We start from the raw sequence: 6,875 nt of genomic DNA on the forward strand, positions 1-6,875 counted from the left end.
TTTCGGGCGCGCCGCTGTCGGAATACCGAGAAACAGACCGAACCATCAGCATGCTCTTCCGCTTTGACGCTTCAGACCGCAACGACCCGTCGCGGATGAAAGATTTAAGCATTCATGTGGGGAATGGTCGTTATATCCCGCTGGATCAAATTGCCAAAATATCCTATGATGCAGAAGAAGGCTTGATGTACCGGCGCAATCTGAAGCCGATGATTGCGGTGCAGGCGGAAATTCTCCCTGGCGCTACCGGCGACAGCGTAGCCGAGGAAGTCTTCAATCAGATGGATGATTTGCGCGCTTCTCTGCCTCCGGGTTATCGAATTGAATACGACGGTTCGAAAGAGGACAGCCTTAAGGCGGCAAGGTATATCATGGAAACCGTGCCGGCGATGGTCATTGTCATTATGATTCTCTTGATGATTCAGCTGCAAAACATTCCTAAAATGATTTTGACGCTGCTCACGGCGCCCTTGGGCTTAATCGGCGTAGCCTTGGGGTTGTTCCTGACCGGCAGCCCCATGGGCTTTGTGGTACAGCTGGGCATTTTGGCGCTGGCGGGTATTGTTATGCGCAATACCATTATTCTGATGGACCAAATTGATCAGCAGTTGGCGGCGGGGGATTCCCTTTGGGACGCCATCATCAATGCTACGGTAGTTCGTTTTCGTCCGATTCTTCTGACGGCAGCGGCGGCAATACTGGGCATGATTCCGCTGATTCCCAATATGTTTTGGGGTCCCATGGCGGTGGCTATTGCTGCTGGCTTGGCGGGCGCTACGGTTTTGACACTGCTGGTCTTGCCGGTCATGTATGCAACCTTGTATCGCGCGGAACCGCCGGTGGCGGAGCAGCCATCGGAAAAAGAAAACTGAAGGGAAGCGAGAAACGATGGAAATAAAGTATAAAAAAATCCTGGTGCCGCTTGATGGCTCCCAAAACTCTTTTGCCGCGTTGGCTCATGCGGTTGCTTTGGCGAAAACGACCGAAGCGGAGCTGCATATCTTGTATGTAATGGCGTTGTCGCAGCAATTGCCGCTGGCGTCGCAGATTTCCGGCTGCAAAATTCCTCTTTACACCGTAGATAAGCCGGAAGCTTTTGCTAAAACGATTATTGACGCCGCCGTAGCGAGCGTGCCGGAAACGGTGAATATCAAAACACATGTGGAGACTGGCGCTCCGACCATTGTCATTAAAGAGTTTGCAGAACAGCACAAGGTCGATATGATTGTCATTGGCAGCCGAGGACTGGGAGCTATTTCCGGCTTGATTCTGGGCAGCGTCAGCGGCTATGTGGTGCATCAAGCCAAGTGCCCGGTGCTGGTGGTCAAATAAAAGCAGCTAAAGAAGCTACGATAATAGGGGGAACCAAGGTGAACATAAAAACGCCTGCATGGGCAAAAAAAGCCGTCCTTTGGGGCGCGGCGCTGGCGTTGTGGAGCAGTACCGCAGCGGCAGAACCTACGGCGTTAACGCTGGAAGAAAGTATTTCTCTGGCCATGGCGCGTAATCCGGTTCTGCGCATTGCTGCGGCGAATGAGGAGAAAGCGGTTGGGGCCGTGGGGGAAGCGCAGGCTGCCAAAGGAATCAGCGTTGATTATACGCATACGGAAATGCGCTCTACGGCGCCTCTTTCCTGGATGTCGACGATGGCTGCCGTTTCTCCTTACAACTATTTCAGTAACAAAATCAGCGCCAGTGTGCCTTTGTATACGGGGGGCAAGCTCGAGAGCGTCATCGCCCAGGCTAAACTGGGACAGCAGGTATCCGCCTTGGAAGTGCAGGCGGTACGGCAGCAATTGCAGCTCGATACGATGGTGGAGTACTATGAGGTGCTGCGCAGCGGCAAACTCTTGGACGTAGCCCGGCAAACGGAGGGCGATTTTGCCGGACATTTGAAGCAGGTGCGTCAAATGTATGACGAAGGCGTTGTGGCCTGGCGGGATGTGCTGCAGACCAAGGTGCGTCTGGCTAATGCCGAAAACAGCCGCGTCCAGGCGGAAAACGCCTATCAACTCTCCCAATATGCGCTGAATAAGCGCATCGGTTTACCGCTCCATGGCGAATTGAAGCTGCAGGAGCCGGCAGCCCAAGAGGCGCCGCAGGAAACTATGGCGGCCTATGTGGAGCAGGGCGTTGCCAAACGGCCGGAAATGGCCCAAAGCCAGGCTGGCGTTGTCATGGCTAAGGAAAAAATCAAGGAAGCCAGGAGCAGCAAGCAGCCAAGCTTGGCCCTAACCGGCAGCACCGCTTGGGATGATAATGAAGCCTTTGGCGGCAAGAATCGCGACTGGACGGCTATGCTGATTGTGCAGCTGAATCTTTTCGATTCCGGAGCTGCCCAGGCCAAGCTCAAGCAGGCTAAAGCCGGCGAAGCGGCGGCGAGGGAAGAAGAACGCCAAACCAAAGACGCTATTTCGCTGGAAATCAGCGACGCCCATTTGCGGGTGCAAGAAGCCCTGAAACGCATCGAGGCTACCCGTACCGCTGTGGAAGAAGCGCAGACTAATTTCAATATCAGTCGGGAAAGCTATGCCGCTGGAGTGGGGACCAATCTGGACGTTATGGATGCGGAGGTAGCGCTGCAGCAGGCGCAGACGAACTATATTCAAGCGTCCTACGACTTGCAGATCAGCCGTGCGCGCCTGGAAAAGGCCATCGGAGCGCAAAAGTGAAAAAGTAAGACGAACAAGAGCCGCGTGAGTGACCGGAGGGTACGCGGGAGGGCTGCGGGAATGCCGCGACTGCTTTTGACGGTTTGCTAAAAGAAAAAAGGCGGCTCCTTATTTGGAGTCGCCTTTGGTAAATGTATCAGAATTTATAAAACGAACCGCGAAATACGCGAAAGACGCGAAAGGTTTTTTGAAAAAATAATCTTTGCCGCTGCGCCCGCTAAATCCCCCTGGCCCTGCGGTCCGTCCCCTTTGGCAAGGGGGACTTTCACTTTGCCGCCCTTGTTAAAGGGAGGTGCCGCCACAGTGGCGGAGGGATTCGGCTCTTGTTAAAAAATACCGTATTCCGTAACCCTCATTCGAGCCCTCCATCTACTCCCTTTACTCCTGTTCAAAACCCGTTCCTTCCTTCTTTTACCCCCGAGCCAAGAGAAAGATGTTTTTCATGTCTTCTTGCTTGAGAACCTGGAAAGCGCCGATCGTCCGCTTGCCTTCAAAGCTGCACTTATAAGCCAGCTCATCAATCTGCGCATCGCTGACTTCAAGGCCTAATTCTTTTAAAGAGGTGGGCATGCCGATGGACGTGTAGAAGTTTTCCATGGATTTGATGCCGGCGAGAGAGGTATTGTCCGGCGAAGCGAAGTTATTGGCGATACCTAGGACATTGACGGCGAACTGGGCAAAACGGGCTGGATTGGTTTTTTGAACATACCGGGCCCAACTACCCCAGATGGCGGCCAAGCCTGCACCATGAGCCACGTCGAAAATGCCGCTCAATTCGTGCTCCAGCTGATGGCAGGCCCAGTCTCCCAGGCTGCGATGGCCGGTGAGGTCGTTGTGGGAAAGGCTGCTGGCCCACATGATTTCCGCCCGGGCATTATAGTTGGCCGGGTCTTTAACCAGGATGCGGGCATTGCGGATGACAGTGCGCATAAGGGCTTCACTAATGCTGTCGGTCAATTCCATACTGGCGTGGGGGCTGAAATAGCGTTCCATCGAATGCATGAGAATATCGGCGCAGCCGCTGGCAGTCTGATACGGAGGCAGCGTGGCTGTTAGCTCAGGGTTCATAATGGCGAATTTACAGCGGCTGTGATCGTTGGTGCAGCCGCGCTTGAGCCAGCCGTCTTCGTTGGTGATGACCGAGGAGTTGCTCATTTCGCTGCCAGCGGCGGCGATGGTCAAAATGGTTCCCACTGGAAAGCAAGCTTGCGGCTGGGCTTTGCCGCAGTAAAAATCCCAGACGTCGCCGTCATAGGCTAGGCCATAGCCGATGGCTTTGGCGGAATCGATAACACTGCCGCCGCCGACAGCTAACAGAAAGTCTACTTTTTCCTTGCGGCACAATTCGATGCCTTCGCGCACCTTGGAAAGACGGGGATTTGGTACGACGCCGCCGAGGCTGACGTGTTTTAGGCCAGCTTTTTCCAAGGAAGCGTAGACGCGGTCCAGCAGGCCGGAACGTTGCACGCTGCCGCCGCCAAAATGAACCAGTACGGTTTGACCTTGTTGCTCTGCAATGAGTTGTCCCACTTGATTTTCCGTGTCTTTGCCGAAAATCACCCGGGTGGGTGCATAGTATTCAAAGTTATTCATGATTTGTTCACTCCTTGTAATTTGCAATAAAATAAGAATTTCCACATGGAATGATTATTTTCCTCTGCCATACACAAAAAAACAAAACCGAACTTCTTGCAGCGGGGTTAGGTTTACAGGAAGATACTTGTTGAAATGAAATGGAATTGTAACATCATAGTGCTACAATGGTATAAAAGACAGCAGGAAGGAAGCGTTTTATGAAAACTAATAGCTGTTTACAGCAAGAAGAAATAACGCTGGCGCAGCCCGGGAAGATGCAGCGCCTTTGGCTAGCGTGCCTGTTGGGTATGATTTCCGCCATGGGTCCCCTTTGCACCGATTTGTATTTGCCGGCGCTGCCGTTGATGCAGCAAAGTCTTGGCGGCGCTACGCCGTCCCAGGTGCAGCTGAGCCTGACTGCGTCACTCTTGGGTTTGGCCGTGGGGCAGCTTTTGATGGGGCCTTATAGTGATGCTGTGGGGCGTCATCGGCCGTTATGGCTGTCGTTGGGCGTGTTTTCCTTGGCGTCGTTTTGGTGCGCTTTTGCGACATCCGCATGGGAATTGGCGGGAGTGCGTCTTTTGCAGGGACTGGCTGGCGCTGGGGGCATTGTAATTTCCCGGGCGATGGTTAGGGATTTGTACGAAGGGGCGGAGCTTACCCGTTTTTTCTCTCTCCTTATGTTGGTGCATAGCGTCGCGCCGACGCTGGCGCCGACGTTGGGCGGTTTGTTGCTGCAAGTCACCAACTGGCAAGGTATATTTATTGTCTTAGGGATATTGGGAGTGCTGCTGACGGCAGGGGCTTGGCTGGGGTTAAAAGAAACATTGGCGGAGAAAAACCGTGTTCCCGCCAATGGACAGGCCCTGTTAGCCTCCTTCGTTTCCTTGTGGGGCAATCGTTCTTTTCGTTACTATGTTTTGGTCCAGGGTTTTGTGGGAGGCGGGCTGTTTGCGTATATTGCAGGGTCTCCTTTTGTACTCCAAGGCGGCTTTGGCTTGTCAGCGCAGGCGTTCGGCCTCTGTTTTGCCGTGAATAGCTTGGGCGCGCTATTGACGACACAGTTGGTCAGCCGCTTTAATCGCAGCTATTCCGATATGTTTTTAATGCGCCTATCTCTGGGCGTTTCGGCGGCAGCCAGTTTGGTGTTATTGGCTGTGCTTGTTTTGGGCGGCCCTCTTTGGGCGGTCTTGGGCGCGTTGTGGCTCATGGTGGCTTGTGTAGGCTCTACGATGACTACCAGCTTTTCTTTGGCCATTCAAGATCAGGCCAAAGCGGCTGGCAGTGCGTCGGCATTGCTGGGATTGGTGATGTTTGTTTTTGGGGCGGCCGTGTCTCCTTTAGTCGGCTTGGGGGGAAGCGCTCTTTGGCCTATGGGGCTGCTGATAGCGCTTTCTAATGGTGCGGCTCTTTTTTGCGGCTGGCGGGCCCTGCAGCATTCAAGAAACATAATAAAAGCAAAAGAAGAAAGAATAGTCAAAAAATAAATTGACATTTATTGGAGGATGTGGTGCCATATAGGTAGATCATTAGTAGGGAGGGTTGGTTATGAAAACGGGGAAAAAAGCAAAACCTTTAGGCCAAGCGACCGTGCAAGAACTGACCGATCGCAAATGTGGTTTTTGCGGCCTCAATCTGTTGTTTGTAAAAGTGGAGGTAGAGGAAAAAGCAGCTTGGCTTGTGTGTCCGACCTACGAGGCGCAGCGTGAGTTTTCCAAGAATGAGCATTCCGCTTACAAAGTGGCGTTGTCGGAGACAGCCTATAAACCTGGTGATGAAGCCAGGGAAGGGCAGAGCGTCAAAACCAGCGCCGTAGGTAAGCGGGAACATCATGACCGTCCGAATGTCGTAGCGCCGCCTCAATCATCGCCCCGTAGATAAGCGCAGGCCTCTTCCGGTTGCCGGAAGAGGCCTGCTTCTTCTCTATAGCAGAATTTATAAGTTTCGAGAGGCTGGGAAAGGAGGACTGGCGGGGGTATGGATAACGAACCGCGAAATACACGAAATACGCGAAAGGGGATTTTAACTCACGGCCGCCGCAGCCTCATTAACCCTTTTTTTACTCCTCTGGCCTTTCTCTGTTACTCTGTGTTACGTTCTGCTACGGTTTCATTCCTACTGCTTTTCCGCCAGTTGAATAGAGGCGATAGCGGCGTTGACCGCTTCGTTGTTGCCGAAAAAGCCATAGTATTGATATGCTGGGGGCAGTTGCCGACAATTTCCGCTGCTACAACATTACCGGCTTTTTGGGCAATATCGGCGAAATAGAAGAGGCTGGGCACGTCGGTTTGAATCAGGCCGATGGCGTCAAAATGAAGGCCTTCGAGCTGTTTTTTAGCCTCTGGCGCTGTACGGCGCAGCAGCATGGCTACCGTATTGGGACGAGGAGCGCGGATAATGCGTGTCGTAAGCATGAAAATCACCTTCCTTATGCTCTATCATACGTCGAAGAGAGTGGGGAGAAGAGGCAGTCTATTGCGGAGTTGTTACGTATTTTTGCTCTCTAAGCGAGAATCGCCTTTGTTGGCAGCGTCATTGTATTGGAGACAAGATTTGCGCGCGTCTCGCAAAAGCGGGCGAAGGCGGCAGTTTCTTAACTCGTTGCGCTCAAACAGGCGAAACTGTGCT

7 protein-coding genes are annotated in these 6,875 nt (G+C 53.0%); 5 read left to right on the forward strand and 2 right to left on the reverse strand.

From position 1 onward, the window contains the following. The 3 genes from PHF27_RS09055 to PHF27_RS09065 all read left to right on the forward strand — a co-directional run. Positions 1-872, forward strand: an 872-nt coding sequence (locus PHF27_RS09055) for an efflux RND transporter permease subunit (RefSeq protein WP_300068813.1), incomplete at its 5' end; no start/stop codon positions are given. A gap of 16 nt (positions 873-888) precedes the next feature. Next, entirely contained in the window at positions 889-1,332 is a 444-nt protein-coding gene (locus PHF27_RS09060) for a universal stress protein (RefSeq protein ID WP_300068816.1), read from the forward strand. A 38-nt stretch (positions 1,333-1,370) separates the two neighbouring features. Then, positions 1,371-2,672 carry a TolC family protein gene (locus PHF27_RS09065; protein ID WP_300068819.1) on the forward strand — a complete coding sequence of 434 codons (1,302 nt, stop codon included), beginning with the start codon at positions 1,371-1,373 and terminating at the stop codon, positions 2,670-2,672. Positions 2,673-3,083: 411 nt separating this feature from the next. Here PHF27_RS09065 and PHF27_RS09070 read toward each other — a convergent pair whose 3' ends face one another. After that, positions 3,084-4,265: an iron-containing alcohol dehydrogenase gene (locus PHF27_RS09070; RefSeq protein WP_300068821.1), complete on the reverse strand. Its 1,182-nt coding sequence runs from the start codon at positions 4,263-4,265 to the stop codon at positions 3,084-3,086. A gap of 200 nt (positions 4,266-4,465) precedes the next feature. On the opposite strand from PHF27_RS09070, the gene PHF27_RS09075 reads away from it, so the two are divergent. After that, positions 4,466-5,734 carry a multidrug effflux MFS transporter gene (locus tag PHF27_RS09075; RefSeq protein ID WP_300068824.1) on the forward strand — a complete coding sequence of 423 codons (1,269 nt, stop codon included), beginning with the start codon at positions 4,466-4,468 and terminating at the stop codon, positions 5,732-5,734. A gap of 61 nt (positions 5,735-5,795) precedes the next feature. Next, positions 5,796-6,128, forward strand: a complete 333-nt coding sequence (locus tag PHF27_RS09080) for a hypothetical protein (protein ID WP_300068827.1) — start codon at positions 5,796-5,798, stop codon at positions 6,126-6,128. A gap of 200 nt (positions 6,129-6,328) precedes the next feature. Here PHF27_RS09080 and PHF27_RS09085 read toward each other — a convergent pair whose 3' ends face one another. Then, positions 6,329-6,661, reverse strand: a complete 333-nt coding sequence (locus tag PHF27_RS09085) for a hypothetical protein (protein WP_300068830.1) — start codon at positions 6,659-6,661, stop codon at positions 6,329-6,331. Positions 6,662-6,875 lie beyond the last annotated feature (214 nt).

The organism is Anaeromusa sp. (assembly GCF_028691475.1).
Lineage (GTDB): Bacteria > Bacillota > Negativicutes > Anaeromusales > Anaeromusaceae > Anaeromusa.

Bases quoted from the DNA above. Each gene is read 5' to 3' on its own strand.
- PHF27_RS09060 (WP_300068816.1), top strand. From the start codon at position 889: ATGGAAATAAAGTATAAAAAAATCCTGGTGCCGCTTGATGGCTCCCAA.
- PHF27_RS09070 (WP_300068821.1), bottom strand. From the start codon at position 4,265: ATGAATAACTTTGAATACTATGCACCCACCCGGGTGATTTTCGGCAAA.
- PHF27_RS09075 (WP_300068824.1), top strand. From the start codon at position 4,466: ATGAAAACTAATAGCTGTTTACAGCAAGAAGAAATAACGCTGGCGCAG.
- PHF27_RS09080 (WP_300068827.1), top strand. From the start codon at position 5,796: ATGAAAACGGGGAAAAAAGCAAAACCTTTAGGCCAAGCGACCGTGCAA.
- PHF27_RS09085 (WP_300068830.1), bottom strand. From the start codon at position 6,661: ATGCTTACGACACGCATTATCCGCGCTCCTCGTCCCAATACGGTAGCC.